Origin of the sequence: Phenylobacterium sp., assembly GCF_965229015.1 — a bacterium.
Taxonomy (GTDB): domain Bacteria; phylum Pseudomonadota; class Alphaproteobacteria; order Caulobacterales; family Caulobacteraceae; genus Phenylobacterium.
Genome location: NZ_CBDDIM010000001.1, coordinates 2,118,613 through 2,138,240, shown reverse-complemented (window position 1 = coordinate 2,138,240; position 19,628 = coordinate 2,118,613). Strand labels below are relative to the sequence as shown.

The following is a 19,628-nucleotide window of genomic DNA, read 5'->3' as shown; positions in this document are numbered from 1 at the left end:
GCCGCGCCGTGGCGCCATTAGCCGCGCCCCCCGGCGTTTTCTCAGCGCCGCGGTTGACCGATCGGACTGTCGACACAAATGCCCTTCCCCCCGACCCACCCGGCCCTGGAGCGCGCTCTGGCCGCCCACGGCTATGCCGAACCCACCCCCGTCCAGGACGCCGTGCTGGCGGAGGAAGCTCTCGGCCGCGACCTGCTGGTCTCGGCCCAGACCGGTTCCGGCAAGACCGTGGCCTTCGGCCTGGCGGCCGGACCCACCCTGCTGGAGGGCGCCGAGAAGTTCGGGCCGGCCGGCTCGCCCCTGGCCCTGGTCATCGCGCCGACCCGCGAGCTGGCCATGCAGGTGAGCGTCGAACTGACCTGGCTCTACGCCCAGACCGGCGCGCGGGTGGAAACCTGCGTCGGCGGCATGGACCCGCGGCGCGAGCAGCGGGCCCTGGCCAACGGCGTCCACATCGTGGTGGGCACGCCCGGCCGCCTGAAGGACCACCTGGAGCGCGGCAATCTCGACCTCTCGGCCCTGCGCGTCGTCGTGCTCGACGAGGCCGACGAGATGCTGGACATGGGCTTCCGCGAGGACCTGGAGGAGATCCTGGACTCCGCGCCGGCCGACCGCCGGACCCTGCTGTTCTCGGCCACCATCGCCCGCGAGATCGCGACCCTGGCCAAGCGCTACCAGAAGGACGCGGTGCGGATCGACACCTCCAACCGCCACGAACCGCATGGCGACATCGAATACCGCGCCATCCGCGTGGCCCCCAACGAGGTCGAGAACGGCGTCGTCAACGTGCTGCGCTTCTTCGAGAGCCCCTCGGCCCTGGTGTTCTGCAACACCCGTGAGGGCGTTCGGCACATGCATGCGGCCCTGCGCGAGCGCGGTTTCGCCGTGGTGGGCCTTTCCGGCGAGCTCGGCCAGCGGGAGCGCACCGACGCCCTGCAGGCCCTGCGCGACGGCCAGGCCCGGGTTTGCGTCGCCACCGACGTCGCCGCCCGCGGCCTCGACCTGCCCGACCTCGGCCTGGTGATCCACGCCGACCTGCCGGTGAACAAGGCCGGCCTGCTGCACCGTTCGGGCCGTACGGGCCGCGCGGGGAAGAAGGGCGTCTCGGTCCTGCTGGTCTCCTACACGCGCCGCCGCAAGGCTGAGCAGCTGCTGGCGTCGGCCAATATCGAGGCCACCTGGCAGGGTCCGCCGACCCCCGAAATGATCCGCGAGCGCGACCAGACCCGGCTGCTGGAGGACCCGATCCTCACCGAACCCCTGGCGGAAGAAGACATGGCCCTGGCCAAGCTGGTCCTGGCCACCCGGACGCCGGAGGAGGTGGCCGCGGCCCTGATCCGCCTGCACCGCTCGCGCCTGCCGGCCGCCGAGGACCTGCACACCGATCCCCGCGACGGCCAGCAGGGCTCGTCCTCGGGACCCATGCCCCGCGCCGACCGCTGGAGTCCCGACCGCGAGGGCCCGGTGGGCCGTCCCGAACGGCTGGACCCCAACGAGGTCACCTGGTTCCGCATCAATGTCGGCCGCGCCAAGAACGCCGACCCCAAGTGGCTGATCCCGATGATCTGCCGCCTGGGCCACGTGACCAAGCCGGAGATCGGCTCCATCAAGATCTTCGACCAGGACACCAAGTTCGAGATCGCGCGGCACGCCGAGGCGAAGTTCGCCGCCGCCGTGAAGGCCACGATCAACGACGAGATCAAAATCGAGCCCACCGTGGCCCCGGCCTCCGGCCAGAAGACGGCCCCGCCGCGCGGCGCCGGCGGCCCCCCGCGGGGCGCGCCCTCCGATGGCCCGGCGCGATCCTTCAAGACCGGCCCGCGTCCGGCCTACAAGGGCAAGGGCGACGCCGCGCCGCGCCCTGAGTACAAGGGCAAGAGCGACAGTCCTTACAAGGGCCCGCCCAAGGAGGGCGGCGGCTACAAGGGCAAGCCCGAGAACTTCAAGGGCCCGCCCAAGAGCGGCGCCCCCTTCAAGGGCCCGCCCAAGGAGGGCGGTTTCAAGAAGCCCTTCAAGAAGAACAAGTCCAACGCCGGGCCGAAGGGCTAACTCCCTTACGGGGCGGGATCATTCCACCCCCGCCACCGCCAGCAGCGCGGCCAGCCCCACGCTCATGCCCCTCACGCTGGGGGCCTTCTCCACGTCGATCCATTCGTCGAGGGCGTGCGCCCGGCCGCCCTTGCCGCCGGATCCGATGGTGACGGCGGGGATGCCCAGGCTCATCGGCACATTGGCGTCGGTGGAGGAGGCGTCGTGGCCAGGCGTGAAGCCCAGGGCGGCGATGGCCGCGTGGGTCTGGGTGACGATGGCGGCCTTGGGATCGGTGCGGCCGGCCGGGCGCTCGCCGATGACCTTGGCCTCGAAGCTGACCTTGCCGTAACGGGTGGAGCGGGCGGCGTTCTCGCCCTCCACGGCCTGGGTCAGGATCGTCTGCAGCTTGGCGTCCAGCCGGGCCAGTTCGGCGGCGCTCTCCGAGCGCAGGTCGAAATCCATGAAGACCTCGCTCGGGATGGCGTTCACCGAGGTCCCGCCGCCGGTGACGCCGGCCGAAAAGGTGGTCTTGGGCGTGGCCGGTGGCTTGACGGCGTAGAGGTCGACCACGGCCCTGGACATGGCCGCCATCGGATTGACCATGCCGAAGGCCCCGTAGCTGTGGCCGCCTGGGCCACGGAAGATCACGTGATAGCGCTTGGACCCCACCCCCTGGTCGACCACCCGGGAAGGATCATTGCCGTCCATGGAGAAGAAGGCGCTGATCCGGCCCTTGTACTTGCCGCTCTTGAACAGGTAGCGGGTCCCGCGCAGGTCGCCGGCCCCCTCCTCGCCGACATTGCCGACCACGAGGATGTCCGAGGTGGTCCTGATCCCGGCGGCGTCCATGGCCCGCAGATAGGCCAGCAGGACGGCCAGCGAGCGGGTGTCGTCGCCGATGCCGGGCGCCATGAGTTTCGTCCCCTCGCGGCGGACCTTCACGTCGGTCCCCTCCGGGAAGACGGTGTCCAGGTGGGCGGCGATCACCACATAGGGACCCTTGCCTCCGGTCTTGGCGCCGGGGCGGACGCCCATGACATTGCCCTCGGGATCCATCTCCACCTGGGTCAGGCCATGGGCCTTGAGACGGGCGAGATAGGCCTGGCCCCGGGCGGTCTCTTTGAAGGGCGGGGCGGGGATCTCGGTCAGCGCCACGATGTCGGCCACGGTGCGGTCGTGGTCAGCGTCGAGCTTGGCGACCGCGGTCTTGAAGGCGGGGCTCGCCACCAGGGCCGAGACGCTCCCGACCGGTCCCGCGCCGGCGTCGGTGGCCAGGGCGAGGACGGCGAGCAGGGGGGCGAAGGCGATGGGGCGCATGGCGAATCCTGTGACCAAGTGTCCTTTCATGCCCCCGAATTGGGTAAATGACGTATTGAAAAGGCCTCGTTTACCCATGGCGGTTCAGGTGAGGACATGCAGAGCACGACGCGCCTGAATCTGGAGAACGCCGCCGGCCTGATCGTCGACGACAACGCCCAGGCGCTGGACCTCCTGGCCAGCGTGCTCAGCAGCTTCGGCATGAAGGACCTGCAGCGCGCCTCCAGCGCCATGGAGGCGATGGAGATCGTCAAGGCCCGCCGCATCGACATCATCCTCACCGACGGCCAGATGCCGGTGATGGACGGCTACGACTTCGTCCGCTGGCTGCGGCACGAGAGCGGGGAGCAGACCCGGACCATCCCGGCCATCGTGGTGACGGCGCACTCGCGCCGGACCCAGGTGATGCGGGCCCGCGACTGCGGCGCCAACTTCATCATCACCAAGCCCATCACCCCCAAGGTCATCCTGGAGCGGATCCTCTGGGTGGCCCAGGGCCGGCGGATGTTCATCGAGACCGACACCTATATCGGGCCCGACCGGCGCTTCAAGCAGTCGGGAATGCCCGCCGATTTCCCCGACGGACGCCGCCGTGACGACAAGCCGGCCGAGGTCGGCGCCCTGGCGGGTGACAACCTGTCCCAGGACGAACTGAACAACATCATCGCGCCCCAGAAAGTCGCCCTATGAGCGTCGTCCGCAAGTTCCACGTCACGACCAACCTCTCCAAGCTGATCAAGGCGCCGGGGGGCATGTACGTCCCCGAGGCCCTGAAGCGGGGCGACGCGGCGGTGGAGGCCTCCCGCGAGACCTGCCTGACCGAGGTGGACCAAGCTCTGGACGCCATGGAGGCCATGGTGGCCACCCCCGGCTTCGACCCGGAGGCCGTCTACCAGCAGTCGGCTCGGCTGATCACCTTCTGCGGCGTGTTCGCCGACGACAGCCTGGCCACGGCGGCGCGGTCGCTCTGCGAGCTGCTGGACCGTTCGGGGGAGGCTGGCCGCCGCGACGACCGCGGCGTTCAGGTCCACCTGTCATCCCTGCGCCTGCTGCACCGCACCGAGGCCGACGCGGCCACCCGCCAGGCGATCCTCGCGGGCCTGGCCCAGGTGGTGGACCGCTACGAGCGCGACGCCAACGCCTAGGCCGACACGCCCAGGGTCTTCAGCGCCCGGTCCTTGACCGCCTTGTAATCGACCTTGCCGTTGGGGGCGCGGCCGATGGAGTCCACGATCACCAGCTCGCGCGGCGCCTTGTAGGCGGCCAGCTGGGCGCGGACGTGGGCCGAGAGGTCGGGCAGGGTCAGCTCGACGGCGCCGTCGGGCTCCACCACCGCGCAGATGCGCTCGCCGAACCGCACGTCGGGAACGCCCACCACCACCGCGTCGCGGACGTGGGGGTGGTTCTTCAGCGCCTCCTCCACCTCCTCGGGGAAGACCTTCTCGCCGCCGGTGTTGATGCACTGGGAGCCGCGGCCCAGCAGCTTCAGGGAGCCGTCGGCGTTGACCATGGCCCAGTCGCCCGGGACGCTCCAGCGCTGGCCCTCGATGATCTGGAAGGTCTTGGCGGTCTTCTCGGGGTCCTTGTAGTAGCCGAGCGGCAGGAAGCCCGAGACCGCCACCATGCCGCGCTCGTTGGAGCCGGGTTGCACCCGGCGGCCGTCCTCGGTGAACACCGCGCAGTTGGGGCCCAGCATGAAGTCGGCGGTCTTGACCTCCGCCCCCGGCGCCGAGGCCGAGGCGCCAAGGCCCACGGCCTCCGAGGAGCCCAGGGAATCCATGATCATGGCGTTGGTGACGTGGCGCAGCAGGCCGCGCTTGTTCTCCTGGCTCCACATCGAGCCCGAGGAGCTCATGGACTTGACGCTGGAGAGGTCCCAGCGGCCGGGATGGGCCTCCAGGGCCTCCAGCATGGGGGTTGAGAAGGCCAGGCCGACGATCACCACCCCATCGGCCCCTAAGCGCTCGACCTCGTTCCACAGCTCGATGGCGTTGAACTGGCGCGAGGGCAGGACGGCGACGGCGCCGCCGAGGTTGAAGGTGATGAAGGCCGAGAACTGACCGGTGCCGTGCATCAGCGGGCAGCAGATGATGTTCAACGGCGGGCGAGGCCCCTTGGGATCAAGCCGGTCGGCGGCCTCCTGGGCGCTGGTGAGCGGCGGCACGCCCTGCAGGGCCTGGCCCCCGGCGCCGATGACGTTGAAGAGGTCGTCCTGCCGCCACATGACGCCCTTGGGCATGCCGGTGGTGCCGCCGGTATAGAGCAGCATCAGGTCGTCGGGCGAGCGTCCCCAGGGGGATTTGAAGGGCCGCGCGGCGGGAGGCTTGGCCACCACCGCGTCATAGTCGTCGGCCCAGGCGGGGACCGCGTGGCCCGGCTCGGCCACGGCGATGTAGCGCTTCACGCTGGGCAGGCGGGCGCGGATGGAGTCCAGCATCTCGGCGAACTGGGCGTGGAAGACCACCACCTCGGCGTCGGCGTTGTCGAAGAGGTAGACCAGCTCCTCCCCGCCATAGCGGTAGTTGGTGTTGATCGGCGAGACCCCGGCTTTGAAGGCCGCGTAGTAGGTCTCCATGTATTCCGGGCCGTTGTAGAGATAGGCCGCGATCTTGGCCTCGGGGGTGATCCCGGCGGCGACGAGGTGGGCGGCCAGGGCGTCGGCGCGGGCGTCGAACTGGCCCCAGGTGATGACCCGCTCCCCCTGGATCAGGGCGGGGCGGTCGGGCTGTTTGGCGGCGATCGCCTCCCAGACGTCGGCGAACATCCACGCGGTCATCGCATCCTCCCAGGGCCGTCTTTTTGTTGGGAGAATTGGCGACCCGGCGCGCGCGCCTGTCAACGGTGACGCGGGGGCGCCTATGTCGGCTACACGCTAGACGCGTGTCCCAGCTTACCGTATATGCCGAACAGAAAGAGAACGTCTGGGGGCTAAGATGACGACTGTTACGGCTGGAACTATCGCGCTCAACTTCGATCAGTTGAGTGTTCAATCGCTTCTCTCGGGGATCGTGACCTTCGCCAGCGCCACTCAGATATCCACCTCGGACAGCGGGTATACCGACAACTTCTTCGGCAGTTTCACCTATAACGGCCAGGGCCTGCTGACCGGCGGAACCCTGACGCGTCTCCAGGAGACCTATCTCGGCCAGGTCCTCTTCGACATCAGCAACACCAGCGTGTCGATGGCCACCTTCATCCAGTGGGCCGAGATCGACGACACCGCCTCGGCCAAGGCCTACATCCTGGCTGGCGCGGACAGCATCTCCGGCTCCACCCTGGGCGACGTCCTGCGCGCCTATACCGGCGCAGACAGCATGGCCGGGGGCTCGGGAAACGACACCTTGGACGGCGGCGCGGGCGCTGACGTCATCAACGGCAACGACGGCGACGACGTGATCCTGGGCGGGGCGGACGCCAACTACCTGCGCGGCGACACCGGCAATGACAGCATCGTCGGCGGCGCCAATTTCGACGACATCAACGGCAACCAGGGCGACGACACCCTTCGCGGCGGCGAGGGCTTCGACTGGGTGGTGGGCGGCCAGGCCAATGACATGCTCTACGGCGAAAACGGTGGCGACATCGTCTACGGCAACCTCGGGAACGACACCCAGTTCGGCGGCGAGGGCGAGGACTGGGTGCGCGGCGGTCAGGGCAATGACAGCCTCGATGGCGGCGGCGGCAATGACCTGATGTGGGGCGACCGGGGCGACGACACCGTCGCGGGCGGGACCGGCGCCGACACCTTCCACGCCTTCGTCGGCGGCGGCCTCGATCGGATCACCGATTTCAACTACGCCGAGGGCGACCGTCTCGTCCTCGACTTCGCCCCGCCCTATACCGTGAGCCAGGTGGGCTCCGACACCGTGGTGGACCTGGGCGGAAGCGACCGCGTGGTGCTGGTGAACGTGACCCTGAGCAGCCTGCCGGGCGGCTGGATCTCGCTGGGCTAGACCCTGACCGCTTCAGATGGCCTCCATCTGAAGCGGCAAGAAGGGTCTAGATTCCAAGACATGAGAGCACGTCGGGCGGCGGAACCGGTGTCCACTTCCGCCTGACGTGCGCTAGAGCGCCCGGCGCATCTCGCGGGACATGACCGCGTCGCGCGGCGCCTCGGTGAGTTCGTAGGTCCCGGCGGGAGTCTCGGTGACGAGGCCGGCCTTGCCGGGGCCGTCGAGCGTCAGCCACGCCAGGCCCTGGGCCAGGGTCAGGACCGCCGGCTGGCTGTCCTGCAGTCCGGCGATATCGGCCCCGGCCGGACCGGTGACGATGGCGAAGCTCTCCAATGGGCCGTCGGCGGTCTCGGCCCGGTCCCAGATGGCGGCGAAGTAGCGGACCTGGTCGGCGGAGTCGGTCGGCGTCCAGGTCGCCTCCCAACGGCGCTTGGGCTGGCCCTTGCGCCAGCCGGGCGGTTCCTCATAGGCGATGAAGGAGGTCAGCGGGACCAGGGCGCGGCGCGCGGCGTAGGCCTCGCGGAACAGGGGCGAGGCGTCCAGGGACTCGATCTCGGCGTTGGCGCACAGGGTCTTCCAGGCCGCGACCGGCCCCTTGTGGAAGGCCGGCACCATCCACCAGCGGCGGGCGACGCCCTCGAGCCCGCTGCCCGGATCGGCGGGATCGGTGGGACGGATCATGAAGGCCAGGTCGGTGGGCCGGACCGGTTCGTCCCGGCCGCGGGCCGGCGGGGCGTCGATCCAGAAGACCGGAGCGGCCTCGAAGCGCCGCAAATCCTCGCCCGGATGGGTCCGCAGGTGGAACTCGATGCACATGGGGCGAGCTATGCGCGCAGGTCCCTGGGCGGGCAAGCCGCCGGACCGGACAGCGGCCGGATTACAGGGAATTAACCCGCGCCGCGGCTTCCGCCAGGGGGGCCGTACCCCTAGGGTTCCTCGTAACAAGTGTAACAACCTCAGGGAGGGCGCCATGCAACAGAGCCGCCGCCAACTTCTGCTCTCGGCCGGCGCGATGCTGGCCCTGGCCGGATGCGCCACCGCCAGGCCCGCCCCGCTTCCGGTCGCGCCTCCGCCGCCGGCGCCACTTCCGCCGCCCGGTCCCAGCGCCGGCCAACAGCTCTCCAAGCTGCTGGACGCCCTGTTCGAGGAAGCCCTGGACGACTCCCCGGAGCTGGTCACCCAGCTGGGCCTCGACAAGGGGCCGCGGGCCGAGGCCAAGCGCCGGCTGTCGGACGCCTCCATCGAGGACCTGGAGAAGGACCGCGCACGCACCGCCGACCAGCTGGCGCGGATGAAGGCCATCGACCGGTCGCAGCTCACCGGCATGGCGGCGGTCAACTACGACTCGGTGATCTTCGGGATCGCCAACGCCGACGAGGCCAACAAGCGCTTCAAGTACGGCTCGGAGGGCGCGGGCCAGCCCTATGTCCTGTCGCAACTCAACGGTTCGTACCGCTCGACCCCGGACTTCCTGGGCAACCAGCACGTCATCGAGACCAAGGCCGACGCCGACGCCTATCTGTCGCGGCTGGAAGCCTACGCCGTCCAGATGGACCAGGAGACCGAGCGGGCCCGCCGCGACGTCGGCCTGGGGATGGTCCCGCCCGACTTCGCCATCGACAAGGCGCTGACGCAGATGAACAACCTGCGCACCTCGCCAAGCGCTTCACCCCTGGTGAGCCAGCTGGTCAAGAAGGTGAAGGACAAGCAGATCGCCGGCGATTACGGCGCCTATGCCTCCAAGATCTATCTGGAGAAGGTGCGGCCGGCCCTGGAGCGGCAGATCGCCTTCATGAAGGAGGCCCGGACCAGGGCGACCCATGACGCCGGAATCCGCAGCCGGCCGGACGGCGAGGCCTATTACGCGCTGGCCCTGCGCAACTCCACCACCACCACCCTTTCGGCCGCCGAGATCCACCAGATCGGCCTGGAGCAGGCGAGGGAACTGTCCGCGCGAGCCGACACCATCCTGAGGCGCCAGGGCTACACCAGGGGCTCGGTCGGGGCCCGGATTCAGGAGCTCTTCAAGGAGAAGAAATACCACTACCCCAACACCGACGCGGGCAAGGAGAAGCTGATCGCCGACCTGAACCTGCAGGTCCAGGCCATGTCCAAGCGGCTGCCGGAGTATTTCGGGACCCTGCCCAAGGCGCCGCTGGACATCAAGCGGGTGCCCAAGTTCATCGAGGCCGGGGCGCCGGGCGGCTACTACAACCAGGCGACCCTGGATGGCTCGCGGCCGGGCATCTACTGGATCAACCTGCGCGACACCGCCGAATATCCCCGCTGGAGCCTGCCGACGCTCACCTATCACGAGGGGATTCCCGGCCACCACCTGCAGCTCACCCTGCAGCAGGAGGCCGATCTGCCGATGATCCGGCGCGCCACCTTCCTCTCGGCCTATGGCGAGGGCTGGGCCCTCTACGCCGAGAAGCTGGCCCAGGAGATGGGGGTCTATGAGAACGATCCATTGGGGGAGATCGGCTACATCCAGTCCTCCCTGTTCCGGTCGGGCCGCCTGGTGGTGGACACCGGCATGCACGCCATGGGCTGGAGCCGCGAGAAGGCCATCGCCACCATGATGGAGATCGACGGCGAGCCGGAGAGTTCGGCCATCACCGAGATCGAGCGCTACAGCGTCTGGCCGGGCCAGGCCTGCAGCTACATGGTGGGCAAGCTCACCTGGCTGCGGCTGCGGGAGAAAGCCCGCGCGGCGCTCGGGCCGCGCTTCGACATCCGCAAATTCCACGACGCCGGCCTGTTGTCGGGCGCCATGCCGCTCGTCGTGCTGGAGTCGGTGATCGACCAGTACATCGCCGCCAACAAAGCCTAAGCCACTTCAGATTCCGGGGCCTTGAGTTCATGACCAATCTCGACCGACGCAGTTTCCTGCTGACCACCGCCGGCGCGGCCCTGATGACGGCGGCTCCGGCCCTCGCCCAGGGGTCGGAGGACGCCAAGCTCAAGGCCCTGCTGGACAGGATCTTCGAGGATCAGGTGGACGACAGTCCCGAGCGGGCCACCTCGCTCGGCCTCGACAAGGGCGCGCGCGCCGCGCTGAAGGGCCAGCTGGACGAGGTCTCGACGGCGGCCCGCGAGGCGCGGCTGGCCAAGGTGCGGACCCGGGTCGCGGCGCTGAACGGCATCGACCGCCAGGCCCTGTCGACGGCGTCGAAGGTCGACCTGGACGTGGTGCTCTACCAGAACAGCCACGCGCTTTCGAACGGCGAGAAGTACAAGTTCGGCAGCGTCGGCGGCCGGTTCTCGCCCTATGTGATCAGCCAGCAGAACGGGGCCTATCAGGAGATCCCGGACTTCCTGGACAACCAGCACCGCGTGGCGAACGCCGCGGACGCCGACGCCTGGATCTCGCGCCTGCACGCCTTCGGGAAGGTGCTGGACCAGGACCTGGAGCGCATGAAGATCGACGTGGCCGCCGGCGTCGTGCCCCCCGACTTTGTCTGCGACCTGACCCTCGCCCAGCTCCGGGCCCTCCGCGACCAGCCGCCGGAGAAGACCGTGCTGGTGACCTCGCTCGCCGCCAAGGCCAAGGCCGCCGGCCTGACCGCCGACTACGCCACGCCGGCCGCCAGGATCGTGGCGCAGGAGATCTTCCCGGCCCTCGACCGCCAGATCGCCGCGGTGGAGGCCAACCGCAAGATCGCCACCTCGGAGGCCGGCATCGGCCGGCTGAAGAACGCGGAGGCCTACTATGCCGGCGCCTGCGAGGCGTCGACCACCACCACCCTGACGCCGCAACAGATCCACCAGCTGGGCCTCGACCAGGTGGCCGACATCACCGCGCGCCTGGACACCATCCTGAAGAGCCAGGGCATGACCACCGGGAGCGTGGCCGAGCGGCTGAAGGGGCTGAACGACAATCCGGCCCAGGTCTATCCCAACACCGATCCGGGCCGCGCCGAACTGATCGCCGCGCTCAATGTCCAGATCGGCGAAATCTACAAGAAGCTGCCCCTGGCCTTCAACACCCTGCCCAAAGCCAAGGTGGAGGTGAAGCGGGTGCCCGCCTTCATCCAGGACGGGGCGTCCAACGGCTACTATCAGAGCGCGGCGCTGGATGGCTCCCGCCCGGCGGCGTTCTTCATCAACCTGAAGGACACCCACGAATGGCCGAAATATAACCTGCCGACCCTGGTCTATCACGAGACGGTTCCGGGCCATCACCTGCAGATCGCGCTGGCCCAGGAGAGCGACCGCATCCCGATCATCCGGCGCACCGGCGGCGGGTTCTCGGCCTTCTCGGAGGGCTGGGCGCTCTATGCCGAGCAGTTGGCCAGTGAGACCGGATCCTATGACGGTGACCCGCTGGGGCAGGCGGGTTTCCTGCAGAGCCTACTGTTCCGCGCCTCGCGCCTGGTGATCGACACCGGCCTGCATTCCAAGGGCTGGAGCCGGGAGAAGGCCACCGACTACATGGTCAGCGTCACCGGCTATCCCAAGAGCCGGGCCCAGCGGGAGGTGGAACGCTACTGCGTCGCCCCGGGTCAGGCCTGCAGCTACAAGGTCGGCCACACCATCTGGATGCGCATCCGCGACGGGGCCAAGGCCAAGCTGGGGACGAAGTTCGACATCAAGGCCTATCACGACGCGGCCCTGCTCTCGGGCTCGATGCCGATGACGGTGCTGGAGCGCCACATGGCCGACTGGCTTGCGGCCCAGGGGTAGGGGGTTAGCCCCAGCTGTCCACGGCTCCGACCCGGCGGCCGGGCCGGACGGAGGTGGCGGCCGTGGCCGAGAGCGGGCCGGTGGGCTGCTCGCTCGGCGCGCCGTAGAGCCAGCCCTGGGCGTAGTCGACCCCCGCGCGGCGGACGGCTTCCTCGGCCTGGGGGGTCTCGACCATCTCGGCCAGGGTCTTGACCCCGAGCTCGCCGCACATGGAGACCAGGTGGCGGATGAAGGTGGACTCCCGGCCGCCGTGCTGCAGCTCGCGGATGTAGCGGCCGTCGATCTTCACGATGTCGAGGGACAGCTGCTGGAGATAGGCCAGGGAGGCGGCTCCCGCGCCGAAGTCGTCCAGGCAGATCAGGATTCCCTCGGCGCGCAGGGCCTGCAGGTGACGATCGGCGAGCGCCAGGTCCTCGATGGCCGCGCTCTCGGTCAGTTCGAACAGCAGGCGGCCTTCCGCCTTGGGATGGCTCGCCAGCATGTCGCGGACGGCCTCGACGAAGCTGGAGCTGATGATGCTGCGGCCGGAGATGTTGGCCGCCAGATGCAGGGCGGGATCGGCCACCAGCTTGTCCAGGGTGCGCTCGACCACGGCCAGGTCCAGGGGCTCGATCAGGTCCAGCTCCTCGGCCATGCGGATCATGGGGAAGGGGCTGGCGTTGTCGCCGAAGCGGACCAGGACTTCGTGATGGTGCAGGGCGCCGCTCTTCTTCAGATCGACGACCGGCTGGTAGACGAGGCGGAAACTGCGGTCGGCCACGGCCTGGCCCAGGGCGCCCACCTCCACCAGGGTGCGGCGCACGGAACGGCTGACCGCTTCATTGAGGGAGGCGGGGCCGTCGGCCGCCAGGCCGTCCTTGATGAAGCCGTCGAGGGAGTAGCGGATCGCCCGGATCAACTGGGCGGGGGAGACGTCGCCCTTCAGCGCCAAGGTCTTCGCGGCGGCCTCCACGCCATGGGCGGGATCGATGGCGAGCAGGCGGACCAGGCGCTTGGCCAGGGCTTCGCCGCTCTCGCCGGCATGGCGGACGAGGGCGTAGCGGTCGCCCCCCAGGTCGGCGGCGGCGCCGCCGCCGTGAGACTGGGCGCGGAGCACGCCGGCCAGGCGCTGCTCCAGTTGGGTCACGGCGTCGGGTCCGAGGGCCTTGCGCACCGCGGCCAGGCCGGCCATCTCGATAAGGGCGAGTTCGAGCTCCAGGCCGGTGGCCTTGCCGGTCTCGAACAGGGCCGCGGTGACGGATTCGAGGCCGGAGCGGTCGTGCAGGCTGTGGCTCTGGCTGGGGGCGGCGCGGCTGAAGGTGCAGGAGACGGCGCCGTCGTTGCCGGGCAGGCGGAAGGTGGACATGGCGGCCGCCCGCTCGCCCTTTCCGTTGCTGGCCAGGCTGACCACCAGGGGGCCGCCGCGCTGGCCCTCGCACAGGCCGTCGAGCAGGGCCTGGACCATGCCGCGGTCGCGAGGATCGATGAAATCGCGCCAGGCGCGGCCCACCAAGGCCGTCTCCTGAGAGCCGGACAGGGCTTCGCTGGCGCCGATCGCAAAGGCGATCTGGCCGTCGCTGGCGATCTCGAGCAGGAGATCGGCGTTGGCGAAGGCGAACCCGAGTAACCGGTGTGATGCGACGGCCAAGGGACGGCTTCCTGTGATTGCCCCTCAATTCCTGCGCCGCTCAGCTTAACGGCCTGTGAAAACATCGTTCTTTGGCCCGCGTCAGGGTGCGGCGAACTGGCGCAGTCGAGGGTCTCCGGCAATGTCTGGCGTCGTACATGCTGTGCGCCGAAAGAACTTGCGGCCGTCCACGACTGGCGGTGTTGCCTAGGACACCTCATTTCGAGGATAGTTTTCTCAAAGCGTCCTTGGGTGTTCGGAGCGGTTTCTAAGATGCGGGAGCGGCTGACGGCGCGGGTTCTCTTGTTCGACCCGGACGGGCGCATCCTGTTGATCCGCGGCCGGCTGACCGCCGAGGCGCCCAGCTTCTGGTTCACGGTGGGGGGCGGGGTCGACGAGGGCGAGACCCTGGAGGCCGCGGCCCTGCGCGAGGTGGCCGAGGAGAGCGGTTTCACCCAGGTGGAGCTGGGTCCGGTGGTCTGGCTGCGCGCCAGTCCCCTGACCCTGCACGGCGGCGAGCGGGTCCTGCTGAAGGAGAGCTACTTCGTGGCCCGCTGCCGGGGCGGGGATCCCAGCCGCGCGGCCTGGGAGGCCCACGAGGTGGAGCTGATGGACGACCTGCGCTGGTGGAGCCCCGAGGAGATCGCCGCCAGCCGGGAGATGATCTATCCCGAACGCCTGCGGGAACTGCTGCCCGACATCGTCGAGGGCCGCCTTCCCGAGGCACCGCTTGAGATCAGCATGACGCTCTAGGCGATCGCGGCGAGGTCGCCACCCTCTTCGCAGTTGGCCACGGCGGCCATCATGGCCGACACCAGGCTCTGGACCTGGACCGGCTTGGTGACCAGGCCCGCGAAGCCCAGGTCGAGATAGCGTTCGGCGCCCAGGGTCATGGCGTCGGCGGTGACCGCGATCAGCGGGGTCTGGCGATTGGGCCCGGCCTCGGCGCGCAGCGCCTGGAGCACGTCGATCCCGGTCATCCCCGGCATCTGGATGTCCATCAGCACCAGGTCGAAGGTCTCCGTGGTCAGGGCCTCCAGGGCCTCGCGGCCGCCATTGGCCTTGCGGATGCGGAAGCCCATGGCGCCCAGCAGCTGCTCCAGGACCAGCAGGTTGGTGGGGTTGTCGTCGGCGCAGAGGATGGACAGGGCCGGCGCCTCGTCCTCGCCGATGGCCTGGGCGACGATGTCCTCGGCGGCCGGGGCGCAGGTCTCCTCCAGGGGCAGGGCCACGCGGAAGGTGGAGCCCACGCCGAGCGCGCTCTCCACGGCGATGTCGCCGCCCATCAGGGCCGAGAGCTCCCGGCAGATGGCCAGGCCCAGTCCAGCCCCGGCGAAGCGGCGGACGTCGGAGGCGTCGCCCTGGCTGAATTTCTGGAACAGGTGGGGCAGGTCCTCGGACGGTATCCCGACACCGGTGTCAGACACGGCGAAGGCAAGGGTTCCCGCGGCCCGGTCACGGCTCACCGTGACGGTGACGGCGCCGTCCTGGGTGAACTTCAGGGCGTTGCCCACCAGGTTGAACAGCACCTGGCGGATGCGCCGGGGATCGAGGGCCACGAAGGGCGGCACCGCGGCGTCGATATCGACGGCCAGGGTCAGGCCGCGCTCGGCGGCGGTGGGCGCCCAGAAGGTCTCCATCTCGCGGAGCAGGGCCCGCAGGTCGCAGGGGCTCTTGGCGATCTCCATCTGGCCAGCGTCGATCTTCGACAGGTCCAGGATGTCGCCCAGGATCACCATCAGGAGTTCGCCGCTCTTGATCAGGGTGTCGACCTGGCTGCGCTGCAGGCCCGAGAGGTCGGACCGCTGGAGCAGCTGGGCCATGCCCAGGACGCCGTTCATCGGGGTGCGGATCTCGTGGCTCATGGTGGCCAGGAAGGTGGACTTGGCCAGGCTGGCGCGGCGGGCCTCCTCCCGGGCGGCCTCGGCGTTCTCGGCCTGACGCACCGCCTCGTCGCGGGCCTCGGTGAGGGTCTGGATGAGGCGGTTCTTCTCGTCCTGGCGCACCAGCAGGTCGGCCCGGGCGCGGACCACGGTGCGGCCCACCAGGGCGGCGATGGCGAGGCCGACGGCGGCCAGGGCCAGGGCCAGGCCGGGATGGCCCACCATGGCCAGCAGGGTCGCGGCGGTGACTCCGAAGGCCAGGCGCGGCAGGATCGCCAGGCTGTGGGCGGCCAGCGTGGCGCGATAGGCGGCGCCGGCTCGGGGAGAGGGGGGCGGACCCATGGGGGCGGCCGTCGAGTCCTGCTGTTTCGCGACCGCGTCCATGTCCCCCCCTGAGGCGTCGGCGTGCCGAAACTCAGAAATTAGCCATGACACGCCAAGTCTTGAAAATTCCTTTGCCTTCCAGAGCTTGCGCCCGGGCGCCCTGCCAGGCGAGGTTGTGCTGTCACCAGGTCGACGCAGACCTGTTCCAAGAGGGTGTCCATGATCTCGCTGCTTCTCGCCGCCGGCCTCGCGGTCGCCGCCAACTGCGACCTGGAACACCCGTCCGGCGCGCCCGGCTGCACCCGCAGGGCGGTCGACGCCCTGCCGATGAACGCCATCCAGGTGGTGGGCACCCACAACAGCTACAAGCAGGCCATCGCCCCCAAGGAGATGGCCCTGATCCGCATGGCCAAGCCCGACCTGGCGGCCACCCTGGACTATGCCCACGCGCCCCTGAGCCAGGAGCTGGACGCCGGCGCCCGGCAGCTGGAGCTGGACCTGCTGAACGATCCGGAGGGCGGACGCTACGCCGACCCCCTGGCCATGCGGATGGCCCGCGACGCCGCCGAGGCGCCCTACGATCTCGCGCCCCTCAAGGCGCCGGGGTTCAAGGTGATGCACGTCCAGGACATGGACTACCGCTCCAGCTGTCCGACCTTCGTGGGTTGCCTGAAGGAGATCCGCGCCTGGTCCAGGGCCCATCCGCGCCACATGCCGATCCTGGTGATCATGAACCTGAAGGACGACAACCTGACCGGCGTGCCGGGCGCGGCCACCGTCCTGCCCTTCGACGCCAAGGCCATGGACCGGATCGACGCCGACATCCGCTCGGTCTTTCCGGAGCGCGCCCTGATCACCCCGGACAAGGTCCAGGGCCGCGCGGCGACTCTGGCCGCGGCGGTGAAGGCCGGCGGCTGGCCCCGCCTGAAGGCGGCGCGCGGCAAGGTGATGTTCGCCATGGACGAAAGCGGCCCCAAGCCCGAGCTCTATCGCGGGACCCGAGGCTCGCTTGAGGGGCGGGCCATGTTCATCAACACCGACGAGGGGCCGGCGGCGGCCTATGTCACCCTCAACGAGCCGGCCGAACTGGCGGGGCGCATCGAGACAGCCCTGGCCAAGGGCCTGATCGTGCGCACCCGGGCCGACGCCGACACCCTGGAGGCCCGGGCCAATGATCGGACGCGGCAGGCCCAGGCCTTCGCCTCCGGCGCCCAGTACGTCTCCACCGACTACCTGAAGCCCGATCCGCGGTTCGGGCCCTATGAGGCCCACCTGCCCGGCGGCGGGGTCGCCCGGCTCAATCCGAAGACCGGAAAGTAGGCGCAGTCCAGGCGGATGGCTTGCTCGCCGGGCCGGACGGCTCTACGGCAAGGCCCCCCACCGAGCCGAGACGCCCTTGACCGCAACCTCCCCTCAAAAGATCGTCTTTGTGGGTGGAGCGCCGCGATCAGGCACCTCGGTGACCCACGCCCTGATCTGCAGCGCCGACCGGGTGAGCAACTACCATCCCGAGGCCAGCTTCCTGCGCGGCCTGCTGCCGGCCTATCGGTTCGGCAAGGCGGCCTGGCAGGGGCACACCAAGGCGTTCTTCCCCGATCCGCAGGCGTTCCGCGCCCATATCCGCGAAACCCTGGACCTGTCGATCCGGCGCCTGTCCGAGGCGCTGGGGCGTCCCGAGATCCTGTGCCTCAAGGACCCGCACCTCACCCCGTTCTTCCCTGACCTGGCCGAGCTCTATGCCGACCAGGCGCGGTTCGTCACGGTCTGCCGTCATCCGCTGGAGGTGGTCCGCTCCCGTCAGGCGGTTCACGAGCAAGGCGAGGACCGGCCCTTCCTGGACGCCGGTGTCGTCCAGGTCGCGCGGGAATATCTCACCTACTACAGCACCGTCATCCGGACGGACTTCGGCGGCCGTCATTTCCTGTTCCGCTACGAGGACCTGAACACCGAGCGCGTTCAGGGCGGCCTGGCGGGGTTCGTCGGCGTCGAGCGGTTCAACCCCGACCTGATGTGGCGGACCGCCGCGCCGGTGGAGCGCGATCCCGCCTGGAAGTCGCCCAAGCATGGCGGCGTCATCGCGCTCGAGCCCCGGTTCGAGCCCCTGCAGGAGCCCTGGGCGGTGATGGTGCGGGAAATCTGCAGGCCGATCATGGCGCGCCTCGACTACGCCTAGACCGCGAGGGTGTTCAGGCCGGGCGCGGTCCGGGATAGCGGGGGGCGTCGCCGTCGATGAGGCACCAGTCCGCCGCCTCGGCCACGAAGGCCTGGGAGGCGATCTTCACCCCCAGAGGACCGTCGAGCAGGCCCGCCCGCAGGCGCAGCCGGTCGGGGAGCGCCGCGGCGCGGCTGAGGACCGGCGAACCGCAGACGCGGCAGAAGACCCGGTGTTTGCCCGGCGATGATTCGAAGGCGGTCAGCAGGTCCTCGCCGGCGGTGAAGCGGACGTCGGCCTTGGCCACCGGCAGGACCGCGACGAAGGCCGACCCCTGGGCCTTCTGACAGGAACGGCAGTAGCAGGCCTGGATATCGGGAAGGTCGCCGGCGATCTCCAGGCGGACGCCGCCGCAGAGGCAGGAGCCCGTCCGCATCTCAGGCGTCCAGGGCGCGGGGACCGGCGTGGGCGACGTGGAACTGGCCGCCGACCGTCAGGACGATCCAGTCGCCCGGGCGCGCGACCGTCCAGCCGTTGGGGGTGGCGACCTGGACCAGGCCGGTCTCGTCGAGGGGGTGGCCCTCGTCGCCCAGCCAATAGAGCAGCTTGCTCCAGCTTCGGCCGTCATGGGCCGGCGGCACGCGCAGGGCGGCGCCGTGGTCGAAGGCGGGGGAGGGGGATGGCCTCATCGAAACTCTTGTCACGCGTGCACCAAAACGCGGAGTAGCAGGTGACTCGGTGACCAGGACCTTAACCAGCTTGGCCGTGGGGGCGGCCTGAGGCGACTGGCGATTTCCCGAGGCTTCTGCTAGCTGGCGACCGATGACCGCGCCCCTGCCACCGGCTGACGCCTATCTCGACCTCGTCGGTCGCGCGCTGATCAATGCGCTGCACCCGGACCTCGGCGGCCGAATCGTGGCGCTGGTTCGAGACCTGCTGGCCGCCCAAGGACGCGCGCCGACGATCCCCGCCATCGAACAGGAACTCGCCCGGTTCTTCGCGCCGACCGCCAGCATCAACCTGTTCGATTCGTCCCAATGGCATTCGAAGATCGCCGGCGAACCGTTCACGATGTCGTCTCCGGAGCGGCTGCAGAATGTCCGCGAGGCGGCCGAGACCGTGCTGCGCGAGAACATCCCCGGCGACTTCGTGGAGACCGGCGTCTGGCGCGGCGGCCTGTGCATCATGATGAAGGCCGTGCCGGCCGCCCATGCCGCGCGGCGCCGGCTCTATGTCTGCGACAGTTTCCAAGGTCTTCCCGAAATCTCCGAGGGCGTGGACGCGCCGCTGAAGCTGCACGAGAATCCCCTGTTGGCCATCAGCGTCGACCAGGTGAAGGAGAATTTCACCCGGTTCGGTCTTCTGGACGAGGACGTGGTGTTCGTGGAGGGCTGGTTCGCCGACACCATGCCGAAGCTGCAGCAGGAGATCGGCGACATTTCCATTCTGCGGCTGGACGGCGACTATTACACCTCGACGCGAGAGGTGATCGACCCGCTGTACGACAAGGTTTCGCCGGGTGGGTTCATCATCGTCGACGACTACGGCTGCTATCAGCAGGCGCGGGACGCCATCCACGACTTCTGGAACGAACGGGGCCTTGCGCCGGAATTGGTCCAGGTCGACTGGACCTGCCACTACTGGCGCAAGAGCGGCCCGCAGCGCGATTAGGGAGG

17 protein-coding genes are annotated in these 19,628 nt (G+C 69.5%); 10 read left to right on the top strand and 7 right to left on the bottom strand.

The genetic code is table 11. The features are described from left to right. The first annotated feature begins 78 nt into the window (after positions 1 to 78). Positions 79 to 2,049, top strand: coding sequence for a DEAD/DEAH box helicase (locus tag ACO06I_RS10740; RefSeq protein WP_421932562.1), 1,971 nt, complete (start codon positions 79 to 81; stop codon positions 2,047 to 2,049). An 18-nt stretch (positions 2,050 to 2,067) separates the two neighbouring features. Here ACO06I_RS10740 and ACO06I_RS10735 read toward each other — a convergent pair whose 3' ends face one another. After that, complete coding sequence (locus tag ACO06I_RS10735; RefSeq protein WP_421932561.1) at positions 2,068 to 3,348, bottom strand: M20/M25/M40 family metallo-hydrolase; 1,281 nt, start codon at positions 3,346 to 3,348, stop codon at positions 2,068 to 2,070. A gap of 96 nt (positions 3,349 to 3,444) precedes the next feature. Between ACO06I_RS10735 and ACO06I_RS10730 the strand changes: the two genes are divergently transcribed. Both ACO06I_RS10730 and ACO06I_RS10725 read left to right on the top strand, forming a co-directional pair. Then, entirely contained in the window at positions 3,445 to 4,038 is a 594-nt protein-coding gene (locus ACO06I_RS10730) for a response regulator (RefSeq protein ID WP_421932560.1), read from the top strand. Then, positions 4,035 to 4,493 (top strand): hypothetical protein, encoded by a 459-nt coding sequence (locus ACO06I_RS10725; protein WP_421932559.1) that lies wholly within the window; start codon positions 4,035 to 4,037, stop codon positions 4,491 to 4,493. The genes ACO06I_RS10730 and ACO06I_RS10725 overlap by 4 nt, the downstream gene beginning before the upstream one ends. On the opposite strand, the gene ACO06I_RS10720 is transcribed toward ACO06I_RS10725, so the two are convergent. Beyond that, complete coding sequence (locus tag ACO06I_RS10720) at positions 4,490 to 6,124, bottom strand: AMP-binding protein (protein WP_421932558.1); 1,635 nt, start codon at positions 6,122 to 6,124, stop codon at positions 4,490 to 4,492. The two genes, ACO06I_RS10725 and ACO06I_RS10720, sit on opposite strands and share 4 nt — an antisense overlap. Before the next feature lie 157 nt (positions 6,125 to 6,281). On the opposite strand from ACO06I_RS10720, the gene ACO06I_RS10715 reads away from it, so the two are divergent. Further along, positions 6,282 to 7,301, top strand: a complete 1,020-nt coding sequence (locus ACO06I_RS10715) for a calcium-binding protein (protein ID WP_421932557.1) — start codon at positions 6,282 to 6,284, stop codon at positions 7,299 to 7,301. Between the two features lie 111 nt (positions 7,302 to 7,412). Here ACO06I_RS10715 and ACO06I_RS10710 read toward each other — a convergent pair whose 3' ends face one another. Further along, complete coding sequence (locus tag ACO06I_RS10710) at positions 7,413 to 8,117, bottom strand: SOS response-associated peptidase family protein (protein WP_421932556.1); 705 nt, start codon at positions 8,115 to 8,117, stop codon at positions 7,413 to 7,415. Between the two features lie 154 nt (positions 8,118 to 8,271). Between ACO06I_RS10710 and ACO06I_RS10705 the strand changes: the two genes are divergently transcribed. Further along, on the top strand, positions 8,272 to 10,134 hold the full coding sequence (locus tag ACO06I_RS10705; RefSeq protein WP_421932555.1) for a DUF885 domain-containing protein: 1,863 nt from the start codon (positions 8,272 to 8,274) through the stop codon (positions 10,132 to 10,134). A 29-nt stretch (positions 10,135 to 10,163) separates the two neighbouring features. Next, positions 10,164 to 11,987, top strand: coding sequence for a DUF885 domain-containing protein (locus ACO06I_RS10700; protein ID WP_421932554.1), 1,824 nt, complete (start codon positions 10,164 to 10,166; stop codon positions 11,985 to 11,987). 4 nt (positions 11,988 to 11,991) lie between these two features. Here the strand turns inward: ACO06I_RS10700 and ACO06I_RS10695 are convergent, their stop codons facing one another. Next, on the bottom strand, positions 11,992 to 13,614 hold the full coding sequence (locus ACO06I_RS10695) for an EAL domain-containing protein (RefSeq protein WP_421932553.1): 1,623 nt from the start codon (positions 13,612 to 13,614) through the stop codon (positions 11,992 to 11,994). A 252-nt stretch (positions 13,615 to 13,866) separates the two neighbouring features. Here ACO06I_RS10695 and ACO06I_RS10690 point away from each other — a divergent pair, with 252 nt between their 5' ends. Further along, positions 13,867 to 14,346, top strand: a complete 480-nt coding sequence (locus ACO06I_RS10690) for an NUDIX hydrolase (protein WP_421932552.1) — start codon at positions 13,867 to 13,869, stop codon at positions 14,344 to 14,346. Here the strand turns inward: ACO06I_RS10690 and ACO06I_RS10685 are convergent. After that, the gene (locus tag ACO06I_RS10685) at positions 14,343 to 15,860 is read right to left on the bottom strand and encodes an ATP-binding protein (protein ID WP_421932551.1); all 1,518 of its coding nucleotides are present in this window, start codon (positions 15,858 to 15,860) and stop codon (positions 14,343 to 14,345) included. The genes ACO06I_RS10690 and ACO06I_RS10685 overlap by 4 nt on opposite strands. 159 nt (positions 15,861 to 16,019) lie before the next feature. On the opposite strand from ACO06I_RS10685, the gene ACO06I_RS10680 reads away from it, so the two are divergent. Next, a complete protein-coding gene (locus ACO06I_RS10680; protein ID WP_421932550.1) occupies positions 16,020 to 17,120 on the top strand; it encodes a phosphatidylinositol-specific phospholipase C1-like protein in 1,101 nt (366 codons plus the stop codon). A 76-nt stretch (positions 17,121 to 17,196) separates the two neighbouring features. Beyond that, the gene (locus ACO06I_RS10675) at positions 17,197 to 17,973 is read left to right on the top strand and encodes a sulfotransferase (RefSeq protein ID WP_421932549.1); all 777 of its coding nucleotides are present in this window, start codon (positions 17,197 to 17,199) and stop codon (positions 17,971 to 17,973) included. 13 nt (positions 17,974 to 17,986) lie between these two features. On the opposite strand, the gene ACO06I_RS10670 is transcribed toward ACO06I_RS10675, so the two are convergent. Continuing rightward, on the bottom strand, positions 17,987 to 18,388 hold the full coding sequence (locus ACO06I_RS10670) for a GFA family protein (protein ID WP_421932548.1): 402 nt from the start codon (positions 18,386 to 18,388) through the stop codon (positions 17,987 to 17,989). A gap of 1 nt (position 18,389) precedes the next feature. Beyond that, entirely contained in the window at positions 18,390 to 18,641 is a 252-nt protein-coding gene (locus tag ACO06I_RS10665) for a hypothetical protein (protein ID WP_421932547.1), read from the bottom strand. Between the two features lie 133 nt (positions 18,642 to 18,774). On the opposite strand from ACO06I_RS10665, the gene ACO06I_RS10660 reads away from it, so the two are divergent. Then, the gene (locus ACO06I_RS10660) at positions 18,775 to 19,623 is read left to right on the top strand and encodes a TylF/MycF/NovP-related O-methyltransferase (protein ID WP_421932546.1); all 849 of its coding nucleotides are present in this window, start codon (positions 18,775 to 18,777) and stop codon (positions 19,621 to 19,623) included. The last annotated feature ends 5 nt before the right edge of the window (positions 19,624 to 19,628 follow it).